Source organism: Aquimarina macrocephali (assembly GCF_051627225.1).
In the GTDB taxonomy this organism is placed as follows: Bacteria; Bacteroidota; Bacteroidia; order Flavobacteriales; family Flavobacteriaceae; genus Aquimarina; species Aquimarina macrocephali.
In genome coordinates, this window is sequence record NZ_CP151795.1 from 132975 (window position 1) to 157383 (window position 24409).

Genomic DNA, 24409 nt, shown 5'->3' on the forward strand with positions numbered 1-24409 from the left:
TCATTTCACAAAACAATAACAACAAAAAAGATAACAGATACAGTATCAAAGATATATAAAAAATCCTCTTTTTATATATCAAAATGTATTTTTAATTTAATATTAAAAATATTCCCCAAATAATACTAGTATACTTTATTTTTCTTTAAAAACTAATTTTTCAGATTGAGTCTCAAGATTCCAAAACTAACAAAAATTATTCAACCAGAGTTAATTTTAGCTCATCATCAAACTTAATCAAATATGCCGCATTATTATGGTATCCACCTAAAAGTTTCTTAGAATAACTAAATTTATTCTCAACATACTCTGTTGTTCCTTCATAAGAAGCAGAGTGATATAGGTCATCAGCGGTTCCTAGCCGCATCAAAATATCATATGCTATATCAAAACCACGTATAGCCCAATTATTAGGATCGATACCGTATTCTTTCTTATATCGTTTAACAAATGGAGTTATTTCTTCACCTTCTTCTATTTCTTTACTATCAAACTCCTTATCTACCGATGGATAATGCATATGTAACTTTGATAAGTGTTCATTTTTAATATTATCATTATTAAATGCATTATTTTTATCTGTAGTAAACAATGTTATTTTATGGCTCTCTGCTTTGGCATTAAGTAAAGGAATAACATTACTTATCATTGCTACATCATTTGATTCCAGAAAAACCCAATTAGGTTTATTCTTATCCAAAACTTTATTCAGCCTAACTTCATAAAGGTAATTACCTTCTTCAATTTTAGCAATTTTAGCTTTAGGGAATTTAGCGACTAGCTTCTCTTTAATTTGCTCATATTTTGCCCCCTGTTGTACTATAATAATAATATTCTTATCGATCGAATCTTTTTCTACAAACGATATTATTTTATCCTGAAGTATTACATTAGTTGGACGGGTTTGAAAGAAATTGTCATACAAGCTTGATTCTTTTCTTGATGCAGGTGAAAAAACAGGTGTATTGTACTTTTTAAGTTCTGAAGCTACTATTTCTAAATTAGTTTGATATAATGGTCCAATCACCACATCTGTTTCGTTAAAATCATTTTCTGCCATTAGCTTTTTAATATACTCTTCATTATTACTTTTCTGAGTATCAAAAACATTAAGCTCTGTAGTAATCCCTCTTGTCCTAGCTGAATCTACAGCAATCAACACTCCGCTATAAAGATCTAATGCTATTCTAAGACTTTGTTTGCTTTTAAGAAATTCTTCGGTATCTTTTCTAGCATCAAAGTTTAACGTATCTAAACTAAAAGGTAACATTATAGCTACTTTTTTAGGAGAGAAATTATAAAGGTTTTTACTTAGGTCTATATATTTCCCTTTGGTCACGCCTAAGTCTGTAACTGCGCTTAATGTGTCTTTAGGAATTGTAATAACCATACCCGCTTTAAGCCCATCTCTTAAGTAAGGATTCATTTTAAACAAAGAATCAGCAGAAATACCTGTACGTTGTAAAATTCTAAAAACAGTCTCTTTAGGTTTTACTTCATACAACTCAAATCCTGGTTGAATTGAATCTTTTAGAGAGACAAAAATAGTCGTAGGTACTGTAATTTGCATTCCGATAGGAAAACTAGGATTCATGTTAGGATTGAGCTGTTCTAACTCTGCTATCGTAATTCCGTGTCTTCTTGCAATATTGTATTTAGTATCTTTTGGTTTTATTGTATATCTGGTTGTGGCAGATAATCTAGAATTGGTTGGATCCTTAATTGTTTCAACAGTTGAAGTCTCTTCTTCATATACTGGTATCCTTATTTTATCTTTCTTTCTTATCTGTTCAGAATATAACCGTTTATTATTCTTTTTTATATCCTCAACCGTAACTTCATACTTCTTTGCTATACCATATAACGTTTCTTTTCTTTTAACTTTATGAGTAATAAACCGAACAATTTTTCGCTCTTTAGGGATAACTTTCAAACTATCAAGCACAGTATCTTTTCCTTTTTCTGAAATCGCATCAATAGAGGTAGGATCCTTTTTTACAATTTTACCTACATTTAGTATTTGCCCTATATTAATACCTTTATCTGCTTCTGGATTAAGCAAGTAAATAGTTTCTATACTTATATTATATTTTTTAGACAGACTGTATACAGTATCATCTTTTTCTACAACATGAGTATTATATTCCTGATCATCTACTATTGGGATAGCTAAAATTTCTCCTTCGCTAATTCCATTTTTTGCAGTTGGATTTATTCTATATATTGCTTCTGGAGTTGTATTATAACGTTTAGCTATTCTGTATACATTTTCTCCTTTTGCAACGGTATGACTTTTATATTGCTGTGCAAAAGTTGAACCTGATACTATCAACAACAGAAATATCAATAAAAACTTTTTCATGTATTTATCCGATTTGTTTTTTAATTCCCTAACTTTTAATTTAATATATTTCTATTCCCATTCTATAGTCGCCGGAGGCTTAGAACTAATATCATATACTACTCTATTAACGCCTTTTACCCTGTTTATTATTGCATTAGAAGTTTTTTGTAGAAATTCATACGGTAGATTTACCCAATCTGCCGTCATCCCATCTGTACTTTCTACAGCTCTTAATGCCACACAATTTTCATAAGTACGCTCATCTCCCATTACTCCCACACTTTGCACAGGCAATAAAATAGCCCCTGCCTGCCAAACTTTGTTATAAAGACCATCTTCTTTTAATCCATTAATAAAGATAGCATCTACTTCTTGCAAGATAGCAACTTTCTCTGTTGTAATATCTCCTAATATTCTAATTGCTAATCCAGGACCAGGAAAAGGGTGTCTTCCTAACAATTCTGGATCGAGCTCCATCGATGCTCCTACTCTACGCACCTCATCTTTAAACAACATACGCAATGGCTCTACGACTTTCAATTTCATGTAATCCGGCAGTCCACCAACATTATGATGTGATTTGATCGTAGCAGATGGGCCATTTACAGATATAGATTCTATTACATCTGGATAAATTGTTCCTTGTCCCAACCATTTTGCATCTTCTATTTTATGAGCTTCATCATCGAATACTTCTATAAAAATCTTTCCTATAATTTTTCGTTTTCCTTCAGGGTCGCTTTCTCCAGCCAAAGCATCCAAAAAACGTGCCGAAGCATCAACGCCTTTAACATTAAGTCCCATTCCTTCATACTGTTTTAATACCGCAGAGAACTCATTTTTACGTAACAACCCGTTATTAACAAAGATACAATGCAAGTTTTCACCAATAGCCTTATGTAATAATACTGCCGCTACTGTAGAATCTACACCTCCACTTAAACCTAATACTACTTTATCATTACCTATTTTATCCTTAAGCTCTGCTACTGTAGAATCCACAAAAGAATCAGGTGTCCAATCGGGTTGAACATCTGCTATTTTGATCAAGAAATTTTCTAATAATTTTTTCCCATCAGTAGAGTGATACACTTCTGGGTGAAATTGAATAGCATAAGTTTGCTCGTTTTCTATCCTATATGCTGCATTTTCTACATCACCAGTACTTGCTAATTTAACAGCTCCTGTAGGAAGTTTTTTTATAGTATCACTATGACTCATCCATACCTGAGAGCCTTTAGTAATATTTTCAAAAAACTGCTCTCCTTCTTGTACAAATGATAAATTAGCCCTACCATACTCTCGCGTATTTGATGGAGCAACTTCTCCTCCGCTAAAATGAGCCAGGTACTGAGCACCATAGCAAACAGCCAAAAGTGGCTTGTTACCCCGAATTGCTGATAAATCAGGATGAGGAGCATCTTCCCCTCTAACAGAGAAAGGAGAACCAGAAAGGATTACCGCCTTAAAGTCTGATATATTCTCGGGTAAGTTATTATAAGGGTGTATCTCACAATATATGTTTAACTCTCTAACTCGTCGTGCTATTAGCTGAGTATATTGCGATCCGAAATCTAAAATAAGTACGTTGTTTTGCATAGGCAAAAATAAAATTAAATTACAACCCTCGAAATCCTAAAAGGAATAATTTTCAATATTATTTACTATCTAAGTTTTTAGGCATCATTATTCTTATAAAACAAGCTATTACCAAAAACCTTCTACCTAAACCAATTAACCGTTCGTCGATATTTAAATGCATTTCGTCGATAACAATCATTGCAAATGACACAATAATTTTAAATTTACATCAGAAACCTTCTAACCTCCAATACGATGAATAACTTTACTTTGAAACTTGCCATAATAATCATTCTTTTTTCTAACACAAGATGTTTTGCCAACGATACTGAGTATAGTATAAAAATCTTTGATCAGCATATATCGAGTATGATTACAAAAATCCCTGATACCATGATGGATCAAAATACGTTTTACAGCACTGCATTAGAAAAAAAGAACGAGGTTCTTACAATGTCCATTTTAGATTTCATTAAAGAACATACTGATCCATATAAAAAGAAAAATGAGGCTCAGGGTAGTTGGATCAAAAGTACTAAATGGATTAAAGATCCAAATTGGATAAAAAGAGAGCTTGTGTAATTCGCTGTATAAAGTTGTGAAGTATTTACGGCACACCTTCCAAATTAGACAAAAGATTCTACATACATTGCTTATTATTTCAGAATCAATAACACTTTACTTTATAGACTAAAAAAACCACTTCAGTTTTCAGCTACAGTAAAACACATCATTTCGTCATGTTTTGTAATAATTAAAACTTTTATAACGAAGTTTTAATGTATAAACTGGATTTAATAAATTCAAACATTTTGTCAACATCAAAAATATTTCTTTAAAATATTTCAAAAAAGTCAATCTTATTTTCATGTAAAGTTTAACGGATTACACCTAAACTTCAGCACGAAAAAAAATTACCCTAAGATTCTGTCTTCATTTTATTAATCTTACAAGGCATGTCCCCCTTTTGTCCCCCTACCTTTTTTTTATCTTTTACTCCTTAGTAATAAATTTAAAAGATAAAACTAGTTTCTAGATAACCAACTTTTTCAAAACAACATATGTATTACACAAATCAAAAATAATCCAACATCTGTCTATCTAAACACTAAATTTTAAAAAAAAATTAAATCAAAGCGTTACTTTTAATTGCTAAATCATTTTTTAATGAAACCCCTTTATCCCACCTACCTGCTTTTAACTTTTTTGCTTTTTAGTAATACAGTTTGGTCTCAAAACAAAAAAGTCATAGATAGTTTGACTCTATTGGTCTCCAACAAAAAAACTGCCGATACTACACAAATACTGGCCTATAATGACCTTGGTATTCAATATGCAGTTTCTGATCCAAAACAAGCTGAAATTTATATCAACAGGGCACTTATAATTGCTAAGCGGATCCAAAAACCAAGAGGTATTGCCGGTGCATATAACTGCATGGGAGTGGTATACTATTACCAAAAAGAACTAGATTCTGCACTAGTATATTTTAAAAAAGCATTAGCTATTAACACAGAAATAATGCATCAATGGGGTCAGGCTTCTGCTTTACATCAGATTGGAGCCATTCAAAATCTTCAAGGAAATTATCATGAAGCGATACAAAGTTTTCAAGAATCTGGTGAGATTTTTAAATCTAAAAATGATTCTCTTGCTTTTGCTAAATCTACAGAAAACATAGGTGTTTCATATAACCTGATGAGGCATCGACCAAAAGCCATCGAGTATTTTTTAAAAGCAATACAACTTTATGAAAAAATTAATAACCCCGTAGGAGTAGGTCGTGGATACTATCATATTAGTTATATATTGATAAACCAACATAAGTATAAAGAGGCATTAAAATATCTAAATGAAGGATTACCTAAAATAGAAAAAGAGGGAAACAAGCAATTTATAGCATCAATTTTACAAAATACAGGCAATTGTTATAAAGGCTTAAAAAAATACTCTAAGGCACTGGATTATTTGCAAAGAGCACTGGATTATAGAAAGGCAATAGGAAACAAAAAAGCTATCGCACTTAACCAATCCATAATAGGAGATACGTATTATGAAAAAGAAGAATATAACACTGCTATGCAATACTATGAAAAAGCATTGTCGAATTACCCAACCACAAGAAATAACAAACAAAAATTATCTACATATAATGCCATTGCAAAAACCTATTTAAAAACAAAAAAAATAGATCTGGCAAAACATTACGTCTCAAAAGCGATTGCTATTAATAAAACAATCAAAGACTTGAAAAGAGAAAAAGAAATCAATCATACCTTATCTAATATTGCAGAGCAGGAGGGAAAAAGTACACAAGCATTGCAGTTTTATAAAAATTATGAGCGATTAAAAGATTCTTTATACGTTTTAGAAAATGAGAAGCGTGTAGGTGAACTACAAATCATTTTTGAAACCGAGAAAAAAGAGCGCCAAATCACAATGAAAAATACTGAAATTGAATTGCTCGAACAAAAAGCCAAGATGAGTAGTTTACAGCGAGCACTTTTAGTTATCGGGTTTGGATTACTCATGATTATTTTTAGTTTAGGGTTTTATGTTTTCAGGCTAAAAATAAAACGTTCAATTTTGGAAAAAGAAAAACTAAATTCAGAATTGAATTATAAAAAAAATGAATTGACTACTTATGCTTTACATATTGCAAAAAAGAATAAAGTCCTGGAAAATTTAAGAAATGAAGTAAAACTTATTAAGCATTCCGAGTCTAAAAATGCTCAATACAACTATCAAAAACTTATACAAACCATTAACTTTGATCTTAGAGATGATGAAAACTGGGAGAATTTTAGAAAATACTTTGAACAAGTTCACAAAGGGTTTTATTGCAGAATTAAAAAAAAATACTCTCATGTAACTACAAATGAATTACGATTTTTAGCACTTCTTAAGATGAATTTGTCTTCTAAAGAAATTGGCAGTATTCTCAACATCTCACAAGAAGGAGTAAAAAAAGCACGCTACAGGCTTCGAAAAAAACTAGACCTATCACCAGACTGCTCTTTACAAGATTTGATTTTAAACTTATAAAAATAGAGGCTATACTTTATTCTTTTAAAATCAAGAACTCTCCTTTTAAAGGTTCTAAATACTTCATCAATGTTGGAATTAAATCAGAACCATACTCCAGATACAATTCTGTAAAGTTCTTGTTACGTTCTTGCAAACTTTGATTAGGAAAAAGTTCATTTTGCAGTGTTGTTAAACGTTTTACATGATCACTTAATTTGCGTCTTTGTGCTTTCAACAATCGTTTTTCTAAAACATCTAATCCTTTAAGTTGTTTTATTTCTTGTGCTTTTACTGCATTATTAAAAGTTACATCCGTTTGCTCTGCCAACTTATACATTTCCTCAAACTGCTCTTTCAAATGTTTGCGCTGCGGATCAAAATTAATATCTATGTTTGATACTCGACGAACTTTACGGTTAATCAACTCATGTTGTTTCAAAAACAATTCTGTATCAGAAACATTGAGTTTTTCGATTTTCTCGGCTTGTTTTTTAGTTTGAATCAGCACAGAGTTACGAAGTAACAACATAGGAAAAGGAATATCTACAGTTTCAAAATAGTCTTTTAACTCTAACCAATACGCTAATTCTCCTCCTCCACCTATATAACAAAGATTAGGTAAAATCACTTCCTGATACAAAGGTCGCATCATTACATTAGGGCTAAATCTTTCTGGAAACTCAGAAAGTTCTTTTAATATCTCACTCTTGCTCCAGGAGATATCGGTTTCGTTCACGAAGTATCTTTCTTCTTTTTCAATAATTCGTTCGCGTAATCTATCTGCCAGGTAAAACAAATTAATTTCTCTTGGGTTTACCTGTACTTTATACCCTTGTACTTCTAGTTTTTCTGCTTTTGGTATTACCTTAGTATATGCAATCTGATCTATTAATTCTTTTTCAACAAACGGTATAAAAAGCTTCTTTAATTCCCGGTCATCCCCATCTATAATAACCAGACCATACTCACCAAACAATTCATTAGCCAGATATCGGGTTGCTTCGGCAAGGTTATTATGTTGTAAATATGCTTCCTTAAATAAGGTTTTAAGGTATTCTGCATTTCGTCCTGATCCAATTTCCGAAGAAAAAATCTCAAAAACTTTATCTAATCCTTCGGTATCAAAAACCCCTACCGGTCCTCCATCGTTACGATTCCATTGTACCTTTTTCCCAAAAAGATTAAAGTAATTAATCTCTTCAAAATCATGATCTTCTGTTGCCATCCAGTATATAGGTACAAAATCATATTCTGGATGTCTCTCTTTTAAATTTTTAGTAAGATTAATGGTAGAAATGATTTTATATAAAAAGTATAATGGCCCTGTAAAAAGATTCAGTTGATGTCCTGTAACCACAGTAAATGTGGTAGGTTTATCTAATGATTCTATATTTTGATTGGTGAGATCTGAAGGAACGACACCTATATATTGTTTACGTAAAGCTTGTACCAATACTTTTCTATGCTCATTAGAAAAAGAGTGTTGTTTTTCTTCAATTTGGTCTTTGAAGTTTTCTAATTTTGGAAACCGATTATAAAAAGGTTGTAATTCAGATTTTTGATCTAAATAGTCACAAATAAGAGAAGAAAAGTAATTCGTATCGCTAAACGGAATACAGTCACTAAGCATAAGCAAACTTTTTGGTCGATAAATATACGGCGGATTGTGATCTCATCTGCTTTTTTATATTTTTTTTAATAGTTTGAAAGAATTCATCTATAAGTCTTTATATAAATATTAAAATTTATCAATATTCTCTATTTCAAATCCTAAATTTTAGTTAATACCGATTAAATCCTAGATTTAACTCGGTATTTTACCCTTTTAAAAGAATTCACCGATCAATGAAAAAACTAATCATCACACTCTTTGTCGTAACTATAACGACATGCTTAACCTATTCTCAAAACAAATTACAATCTCCTGCCGAATTTTTGGGCTATGAAATAGGTGACCAATTTACACGTCATGCAGATGTTGTAAATTATTTTAATCATGTTGCCGGCCATTCTAATATGGTAAGCTATTATACCTATGGAAAAACAAATGAACGTAGACCGTTGACTTATGCTATTGTTTCTTCTGAAGAAAATCTAAACAACATAGAAAACATAAGATTAAACAATCTAAAAAATATTGGTATTGCAGAAGGTACAGCTAATCCAGAAGTTGCAATTGTTTGGTTAAGTTATAATGTACACGGTAATGAAGCTTCTAGTACAGAATCTGCCATGCAAACTATCTATGAGTTAATCACTAAGAAAACCGCATGGTTAAAAAATACTGTAGTTATTATAGATCCTTGTATAAATCCTGATGGTCGTGACAGGTATGTAAACTGGTACAACCAGATAAAAGCAACACCTTATAACACGGATCAAACCGCAACAGAACATAATGAACCATGGCCGGGTGGAAGACCAAATCATTATTTATTTGATCTTAACCGTGACTGGGCATGGGCAACACAAGTAGAATCAAGACAACGTATAAAAGCATACAATACATGGATGCCGCATATTCATGTGGATTTTCATGAACAAGGGATTAATGAACCTTATTATTTTGCGCCTGCCGCAGAACCCTTTCATGAGATTATTACGCCATGGCAAAGAGATTTTCAAACTCAAATCGGTAAGAATCATGCTCGATATTTTGATGCAGAAGGATGGTTGTTTTTTACCAGAGAACGTTTTGATTTACTATACCCTAGTTATGGAGACACCTACCCTACTTTTATGGGAGCGATAGGAATGACATATGAGCAAGCCGGGCATGGACGTGCAGGTTTAGGTATCCAAACCGACGAAGGTTATGTATTAACGCTAAAAGATCGTGCGTTACACCACACCACAACCGGATTATCAACAGTCGAAATCTCATCTAATCAAGCTACAAAACTAAATACTGAGTTTAAGAAATTCTTTAATACCACTGGGCTTAAATATAAAAGCTATGTATTAAATGGAGAAGCCGATAAGATCAATGCATTAGTAAAATTGCTGGAAACTCACGATATCAAATATGGGTATACAAATACTGCAAAAATTTCGGGATTCAATTTTAAAGAAAATAAGCAAGGGAGTATTAATGCTAACGGAGCACTCGTGGTTAGTACTAATCAACCCAAAGGTAAAATGGTAAAAGTACTTTTTGAGCCAAACGCCAAGCTAAATGATCCATTGACTTATGATATTACAGCATGGAGTGTACCGCATGCTTACGGATTAAATGCCATTGCTTCGACTACATTGATTCCTGCTAACGGAAATAAGAAACCTAATACTATAAATAACGTTGCCAATTCATCTGGACCAGGATATATCGCGAAATGGAATAGTATAGATGACGCTGCTTTTATGGCAGACTTATTACGTCATAATATTAGAGTACGTTTTAGTGAAAAAGATTTTAGCAATGGTGCAGAGAATTTCAAAAAAGGAAGTCTTATTATCACCAAAAGTGATAATCGTAAAACCACTAATTACGATAAAATGGTTATTGATATTGCCAATACTCATCATCGAAAACTATATACTGCTCCTACTAGTTTTTCTAGTAAAGGGGTAGATTTTGGTTCTCCAGATGTAAAACTCATCAACAACCAACGCATTGCCGTGTTAAAAGGTAGATACACCTCTTCTTTAAGCTATGGAGAGATTTGGTATTTTTTCGAACAACAACTTAAATTTCCTATTACCTCAATTGATACAGATTATTTTAAGAATGTTGACCTTACCAAATATGATGTATTAGTTATGCCAAATGGATATTACAACAGCTATCTGGATAAAGGAGCTTTAGATAAATTGAAAGAATGGGTAAGCAGTGGTGGTAAAGTAATCGCAATTGGTAATGCTGTAAGAACCTTTGCCGATAAAAAAGGATTTAGTCTTAAGAAAAATAAAGCTGATAAAAAAGAAAAAGACTCTATTGGTAACCTTACACCTTATGATCAACGTGAACGAAAAAGCGTAAAAAACTTTATTACGGGAAGCATTTTCAAGACCAAAGTAGACCCCTCACACCCAATGGCTTTTGGATATGATGACACTTATTTTAGTTTAAAATTAGGAAGCAGTTCTTATAAATTTCTTCAAAATGGATATAATATCGCTTATATAGAAAAACCACAAAGTGTTTCTGGATTTGCAGGTTCAGATGCCTTAAAAAACTTGAATAACTCATTGGTTTTTGGTGAATCAAGAGTAGGTAACGGAAGTATTATCTATATGGTAGACAATCCACTATTCAGATCTTTTTGGGAGAATGGAAAACTCTTCTTTGTGAATGCCATCTTTTTTGCTAATAACAATAAATTTAGAATTTAAATTAAATAATCATGATTAACTCACAACTCTCTACAACTTTTAAGACCGTAGCTTTATCGGCTATTGTGCTTTTAGCCAGTTGTAACCAAAAGAAAGAAACTGTGGAAACTACAACAGAATCAGAACCTAAAGAGACAGCAAATGTCTTACTAACCAAATGGACTGGTCCATATGGGGGTACTCCTGCATTCGACAAAATGAATGTCGCTGATATAAAACCAGCCCTTGAAAAAGGAATGGAGCTTAATCTTAAAGAAATTGATGAGATTGCAAATAACTCTGAGGCTCCTACTTTTGAAAATACCATAGTTGCAATGGAGAGATCCGGAGCAGAACTCGATAGAGTTTTTACATATTACGGTATCCTAAGTAGTAATATGTCTTCTCCAGAATTTAGAGACGTTCAAAAAGAAATGGCTCCTAAGCTATCAGAATTTAGTTCTAAAATATCACAAAACGAAAAGCTGTTTAAGCGAATCAAAATGGTTTATGATAATGCTCAAAAAACACCATTAGAAGCAGATCAACAACGTGTGGTGGATCTTACCTATAAGTCATTCGCCATGAATGGAGCAGAGCTGGATGAAGAAAAGAAGAAACGCTATGCAGCAATCAACAAAGAATTATCAGAACTATATACCAACTTTTCTAATAATGTTTTAGAAGATGAAGAAGGATATGTTACCTATCTAACCAAAGATCAATTAAGCGGTTTATCAGAGCCTTTGATTAAAGCATATGCAAAAGCGGCAACCGATAGAGATCAGGATGGTAAATATGCGGTGACCAATACAAGGTCTTCTATGGATCCTTTTCTTACCTATTCTGATGAGCGTGCTATACGTGAAAAAGTATGGAGAACCTACTATTCTAGAGGAGACAATGGTGATGCTAAGGACAATAATGAAAATATCGCCAAAATACTAAAACTAAGAAAAGAACGTGTTGGTTTATTAGGACACGATAATTATGCAGACTGGAGGCTACAAAACCGTATGGCTAAGAATCCTGACAATGCTATGAAACTTATGAATGCTGTTTGGCCAGCTGCTATAGCAAGGGTAAAAGAAGAAGTAGTTGATATGCAGGCCGTAGCAGATGCAAATGGGGATAAGATAACAATCGAACCATGGGATTATCGCTACTATGCAGAAAAAGTAAGAAAGAAAAAATATGACCTGGATTCTGATGAAGTAAAACAATACTTACAATTAGATAAGTTAAGAGAAGCTATGTTCTTTGTTGCTGGTGAATTATTTAATTTTAAATTCACTCCTATCGAAGATGGTAAAGTTCCTGTTTTTCATGAAGATGTAAAAGTATGGGAAGTAAATGACAAAACTTCTGGAGAGCATATTGGATTATGGTATCTAGATCCGTTTGCCAGACCTGGTAAGCGATCTGGAGCATGGGCAACTACCTATAGAAGTCATACTACTTTTGATGGTAAAAAGAATGTACTGGGATCTAATAACTCTAATTTTGTAAAACCGGCTCCGGGAGAAGCCGTTTTAGTATCATGGGATGATGCTACTACTTTTTTCCATGAATTTGGCCACGCTTTGCATTTCTTCTCCTCAGAAGTGAAATATCCAACTCTTAATGGAGGTGTACGTGATTATACAGAATTTCAATCTCAATTGTTAGAACGTTGGTTATCTACCGATAAAGTAATTGATAATTATCTTGTACATTATAAAACCGGAGAAGCTATTCCAAAAACACTGGTTGATAAAATTAAAAAAGCAGCTACCTTTAATCAAGGGTTTGCTACAACAGAATACCTGGCCTCTGCCCTAATGGATATGAAATTTCATTTAGCAGACCCAACCAATATCGATGTAGATAAATTTGAAAAAGAAACACTAACAGAATTACGTATGCCAAAAGAATTAGTGATGCGTCATCGCACACCACATTTTGGACATGTCTTTTCTGGAGAAGGATATGCCACTGCATATTATGGATATATGTGGGCAGATGTACTTACCTCTGATGCAGCAGAAGCATTTGCTGAAGCTCCAGGAGGATTTTATGATAAAGAAGTTGCTGCTAAACTGGTAAAATACCTTTTTGCACCACGCAACGCTATGGATCCTGCAGAAGCATATCGCAAATTTAGAGGACGTGATGCTAAGATTGAAGCATTAATGAAAGACAGAGGATTCCCGGTTCCTAAGTCGTAACTAAAAATAACATGTAATTAAAATGCACATATGCCATTATAACAGAGGGTATATGTGTATTTTTATATAGAAGAGAGTTATACTTCATTATAAAAATTAAACTATACGAAGTATAGAATAGATGTAGTTGTGATAAAAGAACTAATATGAAGCTTTTATGAAATACATATATAAATCAGCATTTGTATTTTGTGTTCTTGTACTTTTTTTTAATGGTAAAAAATATCAAAAATCATCATCAATGGATATAGTTAGAGGACTTAAGCCTGCCATTGCCAAGTTTACGAGTTTAGAACAAAAGCTTATTGTAAAAGTTGCCAAAAAACTAGAAAACAATGGATTTCCGGTTGATGATTTAACAAGAATTCACCTCAAAAAAAGAATGCTTAATGATAAGGGTTATTATACTAAGAATGAAATTACATTTTTTGTGAACCCCGGAGTTTATAAAGAAGATGAATTTAATTGGGGAATAGAAACAATTACTATAGACTGGGAAGACCCTTCTGTCGTAAGAACACCAGATGGAGGTATCGAGTTTGTGGTAGGTAATAAAGTAAAACCCGAAGATCTCGTGATGAGTCTTTATGGGATGAACGATTCTTATTCATACCATACACTTCTAAAAGATCATGATGGTATTGTGAAAAAAATAAATGATATCCTAGTGACCAATGATGTAGAAGAAATTAAGAATTTTGCTTCCCAAGGGATAGTAGAACTAATTAGAAATTATCTAATAGTAATAACAGCGCATAATGAAAATGTATATGAAATGGCAATAAGAAGGATAGATCATGACCTTATTGACTCTAATCACTTTAATGAACTCTTTGAGCAGTATCGTTTAAAAATAGACATAAACACGTCAAGAATAGAAGTGTTGGATAGATTTGATCCAACTTTCTTTCCTACTCCCGCTCCTGCTCCAGTACCACCAATTAAAAAGAAATTTTAGAGAATATAATGTAACCAAACTCTAAAAAAACAAAAACACAGAATGACAATTCAAGATTTAGGATATACCAATACTTTAGAGCAGTTTAGAATCAAACAAAATTTAGATTCTTTTGAAGTAGGCAGAATACTATCTGAGCATAAAGAAAGATATGTTATTAAGACTCCTATACATGAATTTGATGCAGAACTCATTGGTAATTTAAGATATACAGCAGAAAGCAGATATGACTTTCCTGCTGTTGGAGATTGGGTTGCCTTTTCAGAGTATGATGAAGGTAAAGCTCTAATTCATGCTATTTATCCTCGAAACTCTATCATAGAAAGACAAGCCGTTGGAGCATCAGGAAAAGTACAAATAATCGCAACAAACATTGATTATGGTCTAATTGTCCAAGCCGTTAACCGTGATTTTAATATTAATAGATTAGAAAGGTATTTAACAATCTGTAATGCCTCTAAAGTTGAACCCATTATTATTTTAAGCAAAATTGATTTGCTAAATGAAACCGATTTGCAGAATATCATAAACCAGATAAAGCAACGAATCAAAGACATTACAATACTTACAGTTAGCAACCAAACAGTCAAAGGGTATGATCATCTAAATCAAATTATCCAAAAAGGAAAAACATACTGTCTACTTGGATCTTCCGGAGTCGGAAAATCCACTCTTCTTAACAACCTTGCAGGTAAGCTACAAATGAAAACAGGAGAAATAAGTTCGAGTGTAAACAAAGGAAAACATATAACAAGTCATCGAGAGTTAATTGTATTGGAAAATGGTGGTATTTTGATCGATAATCCCGGGATGCGAGAAGTCGGGATTGCTGACACAACAAGTGGATTAGAAACTACATTCGAAACCATTATTGAATATGCTGACAATTGCAGATTTAAAGATTGCACACATGTGCATGAGGAAGGTTGCGCTATACTGGAAGCTGTTGAAAACGGAGAAATTGATAAAGACTCATATTCTAATTTTCGAAAAATGGAAAAAGAAAAAATGCATTTTGAATCAGATATCAAAGAGAGAAAAAAGAAAGATAAAGACTTAGGAAAAATGATTAGAAGTGTTCAAAAGCAGAGGAGGAATGATAAATACTAATAAAATGTAGTCAATATATGAATAACAGTATAAAACTGGAACCAGAAAAAATCATTAAAACCATCGATCTACTCGAAAAACGAGTTTCGGATCGATTTCCTGATTCGGGACTTAGAGAGGTTTGCTTTCAATTCTTGCATACTGCTCAAAAAAGCAAGCAAAATATTGATTGGATCTCTTCTCCAAATATTTTACTTCGTGTATTTTCTCATATGATCATACTAATCGGTTTAGGAGGTCTGATCTACAGTATCACCTATATTGATTTACAAATTGAAAATACTACCCTTGCTAATGTGGTTACTATTTCTGAAGCTATTTTTAATGATATCATACTATTAGGTGCTGCAATTTTTTTCCTTTTTTCATTAGAATCTAGACTAAAAATGAAACGAGCACTGAAATCTCTTAATGAACTCAGGGTAATTGCTCATGTTATTGATATGCATCAATTAACAAAAGATCCAAATGTCACTGATGTACCAGAATCTGCTACAGAAAACTCTCCTAAACGAACCTTTACTAACTTTCAGCTTCAGCGATATCTTGACTATTGCTCTGAAGCCACAGCATTAGTTGGTAAAGTTGCAGCCCTATATTCTCAAAGTCTACCCGACGAGAAAGTAGTAAGGGCGGTAAACGAAATCGAAATACTAACTACAGGACTAAGTAGAAAAATATGGCAAAAACTCATCATACTAAATGAATTAAAAGTCGATAAAAAATAATTAGTTGATACAAAAAACATCCTAAATCTCGTCAAGTAATAAAAATAAAAACATGAATCAAGACACTATAATCAAACAGATAACAACAGATCTTCTAGAAAGCTTTACCTATTTTGCTGATTCTAATCATACCGGGTATGACCCTTTACATCCGGTTTCTAAAATTGTATTTGCTGCTCAGGGAGAGATCACAACACCTCCGGATTTAGGCTTTATGGGATATGGTGGTGGATCTGAAGGAGAAGCCTTTAGTGATTGCGGAGTATTAGATTTAGAAGCATTTTTCCCGTTAAATGAAGAAGGCGATTATTATCGTGAAGATGATCACGAGTATAAAGAAAAATGCTTTCATAATGCTTGCCATGGAGTCTTACAAGGTCTTACCGATATTGCTAAGAGTGATGAATTTCAAAAAATACCTAAAGAAGGTCCTGTGGTATTTGTCCTAAACCTAATAGATCAGTTTAATAAGGTACTATGTCGTATCCATCCTAACGGAGAAGTAGAATTACCACCAAAAAAGGAGTAGTATAAAATGAAAAAAATCAAATCTCTATTCATAATAATGATACTCTTCTCTTGCAATAGTGAAAAGAAACAGGTTCTTGAAAAAGAAGATGTTAAAGAAGAGAGTAGTATAAAAGACTTTACTAATTTTATTGCTGAAGGTTTTGAAATCGCTGTAGTTCAAAATGAAAAGAAGATAGCGTTTGGAGATTTGAATCAGGATGGTTATCAGGATTTTGTGGCCATAATTGTAAATTCAAACACCAATATAGAGGATACTGATCCCGAAGAGGTTAGAATTGCTATATACGAAGGATCAGAAAATGATACATATAAACAAAAAGCACTAAGCGGAAACTTAACTTCTGCTTTTATTTATAATGAAAATCCATCACTTAAAATAACAACCCATATACTAAGTATTAGTCATCAATCTATGAGGCATGACTATGAAATAAAATTTAGATTCGAAAAAAAATACAATGACTATATGCTTATTGGCTCAGAATTAAACAACTACGGGAATGCTACTCACGATGGGGCTGGAAACACCAGTATTAATTTCTTAACAAAAACAAAGGTTAAGAAAACATTAGAATATGATCATGAAAAAGAAGAATTAAAAGAACTGAAACCCGTTGTAACAAAAATCGAAGAGGACCTAATATCAATTACTCAAATTAGTGATCTTACTATATATAAAATTATAGGAAACGAATAATAACTAATGCTATATACAAAAATTTCATACTCATCAATACTTTATCAATCATGAAAACAATTAAATTTTTAGTATTTATTCTAATAATATCAGGAGTCTTGGTTTCCTGTAAAAAGAATACAGTAACAGAAGAGTCATCTACCGAAATTGTTGAGAATAAAGAATTTAAAGTCGACTTTGAGAAATTCACCCTCGATAATGGATTACAAGTGGTATTCCATATCGATCGATCAGACCCAGTTGTTGCTGTTGCCTTAACCGCGCACGTAGGTTCTGCCCGTGAGAAAGAAGGAAGAACTGGTTTTGCTCATCTATTCGAACATTTGCTTTTTCTCGAATCAGAGAATTTAGGGAAAGGTGGATTAGATAAAATGAGTGCTCGTATTGGTGGATCCGGAGCAAATGGTTCTACAAGTCAGGATCGCACAAACTATTACCAAACTGTACCTAAAGATGCACTTGAAAAAATGATCTGGGCAGAAGCTGATAAATTAGGCTTTTTTATCAATACCGTTACTGATCCCGTTCTCGCCAAAGAAAAACAAGTGGTTAAAAATGAAAAGCGCCAGAGTGTAGATAATCGCCCTTATGGACATGTTAATTATGTAATCGATAAAAACATGTATCCTGCAGATCACCCATATAGCTGGCAGGTAATTGGATCATTAGAAGATTTACAAAACGCTACGCTACAAGATGTAAAAGATTTCTATAATCATTGGTATGTCCCTAATAATGTTACACTTACTATAGCAGGAGATTTTGATCCGGATCAAGCCAAAACATGGGTGCATAAATATTTTGATGAAATTAAACGTGGAGAAGACATTCCTGCATTAGAAAAACGTCCCGTGGTTTTGACCGAGACTAAAAAATTATATTATGAAGATAATTTTGCACGTCTTCCGCAATTAACGATGACTTGGCCAACCGTACCAGTATATCATTCGGATTCATATGCTTTAGAAGTACTTTCTACATATTTATCTGAAGGAAAAAAAGCTCCTTTCAATAAAGTATTGGTAGAAGACAAGCAGCTTACTCCCGAAATTACCATGTTTAACTTTGGATCAGAATTAACAGGCCAATATCATTTGATTATTCGTGGATTTGAAAAAACAAATCTAAGTACTATTGATAGTGCCGTTTCTGAAGCTTTTACAAAATTTGAGACCGAAGGAATCTCGCAAGAAGACCTTGATCGTATTAAATCAAGTCAGGAAACTGCATTTTACAATGGTTTATCCAGTGTATTGGGTAAAGGCTTTCAGCTAGCACAATATGAAATTTTTGCAGGAGATCCCGGTTTTATTAACCAGGATGTAAAAAATATCCTTGCAGTAACCATTGATGATGTAAATAGAGTATATAATCAATATATCAAAGGAAAACATTATGTTGCCACAAGCTTTGTTCCTATCGGACAAAGTAATTTGGCTTTAAAAGATTCTAAACTTGCAGAGGTAGTTGAGGAAAAAATTGTAGCAGGAGCAGAAGAAAATTTTGATGCCAGTATAGTGGTAGATTATAAGAAAACCCCATCTAGTTTTGATCGATCTACAGAACCGCCATATGGAGATACTCCAGAGGTCACCGTACCACAAGTATGGCAAGATCAGTTTTCGTCAGGAATAGAAGTATACGGAATACAAAATGATGAAATTCCTCTGGTACAATTTAGGATAAACATAAGAGGAGGTTTATTATTAGAAAAATCTGATAAAGTAGGTGTATCAAACTTATTGGCACAACTCATGACTAAAGGCACCCAAAACAAAACTACAGAAGAATTAGAAAATGCAATAGAAAGCCTGGGTGCATTTATTAATATTTCGGCAAGAGACGAAAGTATTATAATAAGTGGAAGTACTTTATCCAGAAACTATAGTAAAATTATGGCTTTGGTAGAAGAAATGATTCTTCAGCCAAGATGGGATCTTAAAGAGTTTGAGTTAATCAAGCAAAGTGTTATTAGCCAGATTCAACAAGAAAAAGCAAGCCCTAGAAGTATTGCCAGTAATGAATATGCTAAACTAAGCTATGGAAAAGATCATATTCTTTCTCATAATAATTTAGGTACAGAAACCTCTGTACCTTCTATTACAATAGAAGATCTTAAACAATATTATAGCACTAATATAGCTCCAAATGTAACCAAAATGCATGTGGTAGGTGATATCACAAAAGCTATGACAAAAACATCTCTAGCAAGCCTAAATACCAAATGGCAACACAAAGAGGTTAAATTCCCTGCTTTAAATGCACCTAAAGCTCCACAGCAGTCCAAAGTATACTTTTATGATGTACCCGATGCTAAACAATCTCAATTGCGATTTGGGTATCCTGCATTAGCAGCAACAGATCCAGATTATTATCCAGTACAGATTATGAATTATCGCCTGGGCGGTGGTGGTTTTGCATCACAACTCACGCAACAATTACGAGAAGGCAAAGGATACACCTATGGTATACGCTCTGGGTTTTCGGGAAGTACTATCCCAGGAATGTTTACAATATCTAGCGGTGTAAGATCTAATGTCACCTATGAATCGGCTGATTTGGTTAAAGAAATTCTGAATAATTACGGAAAAAATTATACTCAAGATGATTTAGATATCACAAAAAGTTCTTTAATAAAAAGTAATGCAAGAGCTTTTGAAACCTTTAATTCTAAATTGAATATGTTAACTAATATGAGTACGTTTCAATATCCAAAAGATTATGTTACACAACGAGAGGCAATTGTAAATAATATGACCATAGATCAGATTAAAAAACTAACTGGCACATATCTAGACCCTAACAAAATGATTTACCTTGTGGTAGGTGATGCAAAAACACAACTCAAAAAACTAGAACAGTTAGGTTTTGGTACTCCCGTTTTATTGAATGAAGAAAATACAGCAGTTAAGGATTAAAGATTCTATTTATTTCTTAAAACAGTAAACACAGGCCTATTCTGAACTTATATCAGAATAGGCCTGTGTTGTATTGATATAAATAGTAAAAATCTATATTTACCTGCTGCAATCAATCCATAACCCCTTACCGTATAACGGTTAAGAAGACACTGTTTGTAAAACGTTTTTTTAATATACATCCAAAGACCTTGGAAACATAATTAACTAAATTTTATCAGTATCCATCAGAGAAATACATCTAATTAACTAAATGATTTTGTATTTTTAATTTAAGAAAATAGAAGTTTCTAAAAAGACTTTAGCAAGAACACTATTGTAGCATTATTTCTATAATTTTTATACCGAAATGAAACGGATACATGTATTTGAATTTGAGGATTTACATTGGTTTCCTGAAAACTTAAGAAACTATATGACCGATTTTTTACAATTTGGATCAAATACATTCGATATCTATAAAAGTATTATTCCTATTCTTGATAGAGGAATCAAAAGTGTAGGAAATAACCAAATAATTGATATTGCTTCTGGCGGTGGTGGCGGTTTAATTAAACTTGCAGAGCACCTAAAAAAGAATAACCCAACTTTAAAAATCACTCTATCTGACTATTATCCAAATCTGGATGCTTTTAAGGGAACTAAATCAAAGATGCCGGGTATATTCGATTTTATTGACTACCCTGTAGATGCAATGAATGTTCCTTCAGAATTAAAAGGGTTTAGGACTCAATTTATATCTCTACATCATTTTAAGCCAGAAAATGCAAAAGCCATTTTTCAAAATGCTGTAGACACCAATCAGCCCATTGGAGTTTTTGAACCACAACAAAGAAATATCAAAAGCATGATCCCTATGCTCTTATCACCTATTACTGTTATATTAATGACTCCTTTTATAAGACCTTTTAAACTGGGTCGGTTATTATTTACCTATCTCATCCCGATATTACCACTGTTTATACTTTGGGATGGTGTAATCTCTGTATTGAGAACGTATACAATTCCTGAGTTGAAACAAATGATCTCTGAATTGAATAATAGCAATAATTTTGATTGGGAAATTGAAGTAAAAAAAGGGAAACCAAGTGAAATTTTATATGTATTAGGTTTGCCAAAAGAAAATTAATTATTCATATCATTGACTATGAAAACAATTATACACAAATCAAATACCCGGGGAAAAGCAGAGCATGGATGGTTAAGTTCTCACCACTCTTTTAGTTTTGCAAATTATTATGATCCAAAGAGAATGAATTTTGGGGTATTACGTGTGCTTAATGATGATATAGTCGCACCAGGTATGGGCTTTAGAAAACATCCACATGATAATATGGAAATTATATCTATTCCTTTAGAAGGCGATCTGGAGCATAAAGATAGTATGGGAAACACAACGGTTATTAAACAAGGTGACATACAAGTTATGAGTGCAGGTACAGGGGTATTTCATAGCGAGCATAATAGAAATACTGATCAAGAAGTAAAATTTTTACAGATTTGGGTTGTTCCTAATCAAAGAGATGTCGAGCCCAGATATGATCAAATTACTTTGCATACCAAAAATCTACAAAATCAATTATATCAGATTCTCTCCCCCAACACAGATGATTCGGGAGTATGGATACATCAGAATGCCTGGTTTCATATAGGTGAATTAGAAATGGGAAATATCCAAAACTATACTCTAAAAGATTCAAAAAATGGAGTATACGTATTTATACTAGATGGTGATGTTACTATAGAAAATCAAAACCTACATAAAAGGGATGGACTTGGTATATGGGAAACAGATCGTATTAAAATTAAAGCCGATAATGACTCAAAAATATTACTAATGGAAGTACCAATGACTAGTTGATTTTGATTATACCATATATAGAAATTTCATTTTTAAATGAAAAACGCATTACATATTATCAAATCAGTTTTTTTTAGTCCTAACGTTTAACAAGACATATGTTCTTTGCACTTAACAATACATAATAATCAACAAAAATAGGTTATTAATAATTATTCAATAATAAATAACTAAAAAAGACCCCCAATGTTATCAAATTGTTAACTATTGATCTTATTAGAGTAACTTCAGTGTTAGCAAATTTTCAATAAAATGATTCAAAAATTGATAAAATCATTCTTGTTTCTACAGAGCATTGTATAATTAAGAATTCCTTCCTTATTCTGATTGAAAACTTCATAATCCATTCTTTTTAAAACTTCTGATTATCAAATAATTCGTTAGTGAAATTTTAATATTTCGTGTCATTTTTTTAGATACATTTGCCGCCGATTTAAATAAATAAAAATTTTAACCCAAAATAAAATTTAAAACGATGATCAAAAAATTACCATTTCTACTTGCAGTTGTTATTATCTTATTTTCATGTGAAGCAGAGTCATTTGATGAAAATGCATTCACTCCAGAAAACGGACCTGAAGTTAACCCAGAAATTAATCCTGCAATTGAGCCAGGAAAAATCATTGATAATTACATTGAAGTTGACGGTGGTTTAAATAACTAAACTAAGGAGATAAAGCTCCTTGGTCAAAAAATAGTTTCTCTTTATACGAGTATAGAGTTAGCCAAAAAACAAAAGAATCTATTTTAAAAGAGACTGTCTGTAAAGGCAGTCTTTTTTGTTTTGAATGTCCCGTCCTGAAATAAGTTGACACAAAATTGACTTATTTATGAAAGATTCAGGAAACACTAACAAGAAGCGTACTCAACGCGATTACAATTTAGGTTTTAAATTGGGAGTGGTATCCCAAGTAGAAAAAGGCGAGATGACCTATAAACAAGCCCAGAAGGCTTATGGTATCCAGGGAAGAAGTACTGTTTTGGTTTGGTTACGAAAACATGGTACCTTAGACTGGAGCAAGCCAATTCGTTATCACATGCCAAAATCTAAAGAGACTCCAGCCCAAAAGATCAAACGTTTAGAGCGAGAATTATCGGATGAGAAGTTGAGAAATAAGATTCTTAACACTATGATTGATATCTCTGATCAACAGTATGGCACTTCTATCAGAAAAAAGTTTTCTCCCAAACCATCCACCGAATCAGACAAGACCATCGATTAAGCTTATCGCGTTGTTGTCGATTGTTTGGGATCACAAGACAAGCTGTCTATCAATTAGAAAAACGTAAAGCTAAAAGAGCAGAAGAACTTGTTCAAATAGGAGAATTAGTTCGATCTATAAGAATGGAGATGCCAAGATTAGGCACTCGTAAGCTATATTATTTACTGAAAGTAGAGATATCCAAATTAGGTATAAAAATGGGTAGAGATGCACTTTTTAATTACTTAAGATCTGAACACCTGTTGATACGACCAAAGAAAAATTATACAAAAACCACAAACTCTAAGCACTGGCTTAGAAAACACCCTAATTTGATGAAAGACAGTAAAGCTTCAAGGCCAGAAGAATTTTTTGTTAGTGATATTACTTATATCAAAAGCAGAGAACGTACTCATTATTTATCTCTAGTTACAGACGCCTATAGCCGAAAGATTATGGGATATCAACTCAGTGATGATATGAGTGCAGAAAATGTTGTAAAGGCAATCAAAATGGCAACTAAAAATAGAGTAACTAATAAACAGCTTATCCATCATTCTGATAGAGGATTACAATATTGTTCGATAGTTTATCAAAAAGAATTACAACTCAACAATATAATACCATCAATGACCGATGGATATGATTGTTATCAGAATGCTTTGGCAGAAAGAATTAATGGTACGCTAAAAGGAGAATTTTTAATATATACTTGTGAAAATGGTAGAGAACTAAAGCAACTCATCAAAGAATCAATTTACACCTATAATAACAAAAGACCGCACTTCAGTCTTAATTATAAAACTCCTAACTTTATACACAACAAAAAAACCATTGAAGCTAGATTCAATGGTTTGAATTAAATTATTAAAAAACTGTCAACCTATTTTAGGACGACTCAGAAAGTTTTCTTAGATTTCTTTTTCTTAAAAAG

At 32.7% G+C, this 24409-nt stretch carries 17 protein-coding genes; 14 read left to right on the top strand and 3 right to left on the bottom strand.

All coding sequences use genetic code 11. The features are described from left to right. Positions 1–196 precede the first annotated feature (196 nt). Both AAFU52_RS00575 and guaA read right to left on the bottom strand, forming a co-directional pair. Entirely contained in the window at positions 197–2362 is a 2166-nt protein-coding gene (locus AAFU52_RS00575; protein WP_024771272.1) for a LysM peptidoglycan-binding domain-containing protein, read from the bottom strand. Between the two features lie 51 nt (positions 2363–2413). Continuing rightward, positions 2414–3943 (bottom strand): glutamine-hydrolyzing GMP synthase, encoded by a 1530-nt coding sequence (gene guaA, locus AAFU52_RS00580; RefSeq protein WP_024771273.1) that lies wholly within the window; start codon positions 3941–3943, stop codon positions 2414–2416. A gap of 237 nt (positions 3944–4180) precedes the next feature. Between guaA and AAFU52_RS00585 the strand changes: the two genes are divergently transcribed. Continuing rightward, entirely contained in the window at positions 4181–4507 is a 327-nt protein-coding gene (locus AAFU52_RS00585) for a hypothetical protein (RefSeq protein ID WP_438424668.1), read from the top strand. Positions 4508–5092: 585 nt separating this feature from the next. Then, positions 5093–6970, top strand: coding sequence for a tetratricopeptide repeat protein (locus AAFU52_RS00590; RefSeq protein WP_438424670.1), 1878 nt, complete (start codon positions 5093–5095; stop codon positions 6968–6970). Positions 6971–6986: 16 nt separating this feature from the next. On the opposite strand, the gene bshC is transcribed toward AAFU52_RS00590, so the two are convergent. Next, positions 6987–8582 carry a bacillithiol biosynthesis cysteine-adding enzyme BshC gene (bshC, locus tag AAFU52_RS00595; RefSeq protein WP_438424672.1) on the bottom strand — a complete coding sequence of 532 codons (1596 nt, stop codon included), beginning with the start codon at positions 8580–8582 and terminating at the stop codon, positions 6987–6989. Between the two features lie 215 nt (positions 8583–8797). Here bshC and AAFU52_RS00600 point away from each other — a divergent pair, with 215 nt between their 5' ends. The 12 genes from AAFU52_RS00600 (at position 8798) to AAFU52_RS00655 (ending at position 24338) form a co-directional block, all read left to right on the top strand. Further along, positions 8798–11284, top strand: coding sequence for a M14 family metallopeptidase (locus AAFU52_RS00600; protein ID WP_438424674.1), 2487 nt, complete (start codon positions 8798–8800; stop codon positions 11282–11284). Between the two features lie 11 nt (positions 11285–11295). Then, positions 11296–13470, top strand: coding sequence for a M3 family metallopeptidase (locus tag AAFU52_RS00605; protein WP_438424676.1), 2175 nt, complete (start codon positions 11296–11298; stop codon positions 13468–13470). Between the two features lie 241 nt (positions 13471–13711). Then, positions 13712–14428 (top strand): hypothetical protein, encoded by a 717-nt coding sequence (locus AAFU52_RS00610; RefSeq protein ID WP_438424678.1) that lies wholly within the window; start codon positions 13712–13714, stop codon positions 14426–14428. Positions 14429–14470: 42 nt separating this feature from the next. Further along, positions 14471–15538: a ribosome small subunit-dependent GTPase A gene (gene rsgA / locus AAFU52_RS00615; RefSeq protein ID WP_024771280.1), complete on the top strand. Its 1068-nt coding sequence runs from the start codon at positions 14471–14473 to the stop codon at positions 15536–15538. A gap of 17 nt (positions 15539–15555) precedes the next feature. Next, positions 15556–16266, top strand: a complete 711-nt coding sequence (locus AAFU52_RS00620) for a hypothetical protein (protein ID WP_024771281.1) — start codon at positions 15556–15558, stop codon at positions 16264–16266. A 52-nt stretch (positions 16267–16318) separates the two neighbouring features. Then, on the top strand, positions 16319–16795 hold the full coding sequence (locus AAFU52_RS00625) for a hypothetical protein (protein WP_438424683.1): 477 nt from the start codon (positions 16319–16321) through the stop codon (positions 16793–16795). A 6-nt stretch (positions 16796–16801) separates the two neighbouring features. Further along, on the top strand, positions 16802–17494 hold the full coding sequence (locus AAFU52_RS00630) for a hypothetical protein (RefSeq protein WP_024771283.1): 693 nt from the start codon (positions 16802–16804) through the stop codon (positions 17492–17494). Between the two features lie 50 nt (positions 17495–17544). Next, complete coding sequence (locus tag AAFU52_RS00635) at positions 17545–20412, top strand: M16 family metallopeptidase (protein WP_438424684.1); 2868 nt, start codon at positions 17545–17547, stop codon at positions 20410–20412. Between the two features lie 349 nt (positions 20413–20761). Further along, entirely contained in the window at positions 20762–21541 is a 780-nt protein-coding gene (locus tag AAFU52_RS00640; RefSeq protein ID WP_438424686.1) for a hypothetical protein, read from the top strand. Positions 21542–21559: 18 nt separating this feature from the next. After that, a complete protein-coding gene (locus AAFU52_RS00645; RefSeq protein WP_024771286.1) occupies positions 21560–22273 on the top strand; it encodes a pirin family protein in 714 nt (237 codons plus the stop codon). Positions 22274–22748: 475 nt separating this feature from the next. Beyond that, entirely contained in the window at positions 22749–22937 is a 189-nt protein-coding gene (locus AAFU52_RS00650; protein ID WP_024771287.1) for a hypothetical protein, read from the top strand. Between the two features lie 166 nt (positions 22938–23103). Beyond that, positions 23104–24338 (top strand): IS3 family transposase gene (locus AAFU52_RS00655; RefSeq protein WP_438422755.1). Its coding sequence is split into 2 segments (ribosomal slippage): positions 23104–23440 and positions 23440–24338, totalling 1236 coding nucleotides; the frame shifts between segments, so codons are not numbered across the junction. Positions 24339–24409 lie beyond the last annotated feature (71 nt).

Coding starts and splice junctions, on each gene's coding strand:
- AAFU52_RS00575 (WP_024771272.1), bottom strand. CDS start 2,362: ATGAAAAAGTTTTTATTGATATTTCTGTTGTTGATAGTATCAGGTTCA.
- guaA (WP_024771273.1), bottom strand. CDS start 3,943: ATGCAAAACAACGTACTTATTTTAGATTTCGGATCGCAATATACTCAG.
- AAFU52_RS00585 (WP_438424668.1), top strand. CDS start 4,181: ATGAATAACTTTACTTTGAAACTTGCCATAATAATCATTCTTTTTTCT.
- AAFU52_RS00590 (WP_438424670.1), top strand. CDS start 5,093: ATGAAACCCCTTTATCCCACCTACCTGCTTTTAACTTTTTTGCTTTTT.
- bshC (WP_438424672.1), bottom strand. CDS start 8,582: ATGCTTAGTGACTGTATTCCGTTTAGCGATACGAATTACTTTTCTTCT.
- AAFU52_RS00600 (WP_438424674.1), top strand. CDS start 8,798: ATGAAAAAACTAATCATCACACTCTTTGTCGTAACTATAACGACATGC.
- AAFU52_RS00605 (WP_438424676.1), top strand. CDS start 11,296: ATGATTAACTCACAACTCTCTACAACTTTTAAGACCGTAGCTTTATCG.
- AAFU52_RS00610 (WP_438424678.1), top strand. CDS start 13,712: ATGGATATAGTTAGAGGACTTAAGCCTGCCATTGCCAAGTTTACGAGT.
- rsgA (WP_024771280.1), top strand. CDS start 14,471: ATGACAATTCAAGATTTAGGATATACCAATACTTTAGAGCAGTTTAGA.
- AAFU52_RS00620 (WP_024771281.1), top strand. CDS start 15,556: ATGAATAACAGTATAAAACTGGAACCAGAAAAAATCATTAAAACCATC.
- AAFU52_RS00625 (WP_438424683.1), top strand. CDS start 16,319: ATGAATCAAGACACTATAATCAAACAGATAACAACAGATCTTCTAGAA.
- AAFU52_RS00630 (WP_024771283.1), top strand. CDS start 16,802: ATGAAAAAAATCAAATCTCTATTCATAATAATGATACTCTTCTCTTGC.
- AAFU52_RS00635 (WP_438424684.1), top strand. CDS start 17,545: ATGAAAACAATTAAATTTTTAGTATTTATTCTAATAATATCAGGAGTC.
- AAFU52_RS00640 (WP_438424686.1), top strand. CDS start 20,762: ATGAAACGGATACATGTATTTGAATTTGAGGATTTACATTGGTTTCCT.
- AAFU52_RS00645 (WP_024771286.1), top strand. CDS start 21,560: ATGAAAACAATTATACACAAATCAAATACCCGGGGAAAAGCAGAGCAT.
- AAFU52_RS00650 (WP_024771287.1), top strand. CDS start 22,749: ATGATCAAAAAATTACCATTTCTACTTGCAGTTGTTATTATCTTATTT.